Consider the following 758-nt stretch of genomic DNA (forward strand, 5'->3'; position numbering starts at 1 on the left):
AATGGTCTCAATGCTTGAGCATTTGTGTGATGAAAAAGGAGGTCTTATACGTCTTTTCTGGCCACCTTTTGATAAAAGTACTCTTGAACCTGGTTATATAAAAGGTTATCCTCCAGGAATTCGAGAAAATGGCGGTCAATACACACATGGTGCCATTTGGAGCATTTTAGCACTCGCTAAAATGGGCGAGAGCGACAAAGCCTATAGTTTGTTTTCTATGATCAACCCAATTACCCATGGGCAAAATCCTGAAACTTACCGTGTTGAACCTTATGTTATGGCCGCAGATATCTACGCTACTGAACCACGTCGTGGACAAGGCGGTTGGACATGGTATACAGGCTCAGCGGGCTGGTTCTACCACGCCGCAACACAAGCTATTCTTGGAATTCACCGCCAAGGCAATCAATTGTTTTTACACCCACATTTGCCTTCCTCTTGGCCCAAATATGAAGCAAAAATGAAATTTTATGATGCTGTTTACACCATTAAAGTGAAACGGGGATCCAAAAACATCCTCTGTGTTGATGATAGAGAATATTCGGATGTGCATACAAAGATAAAGTTAAAAAAAACAGGTAAACATGAAATCATACGCACTCTTAAATCTTAGAAACAGAAAAGATAATTGGCTTTTTACTCTTGCCCACAACCTTAGAATTGCTATACTTTTTGCATTCCCTATATTGATCATACTTGGTGCACAATAATTTTAGATTCTATGAGACTGAAAGAAAATGGGTTATGAATCATCCGGA

At 39.6% G+C, this 758-nt stretch carries 1 protein-coding gene; it reads left to right on the forward strand.

Features of this window, described 5'->3' with window-relative positions:
* Positions 1-613 (forward strand): GH36-type glycosyl hydrolase domain-containing protein (locus ACFIK8_RS11180; RefSeq protein WP_375669465.1); only part of this gene is annotated, 613 nt, incomplete at its 5' end.
* Positions 614-758: the final 145 nt, after the last annotated feature.

Source organism: Bartonella sp. MR168JLCBS, from assembly GCF_042194175.1.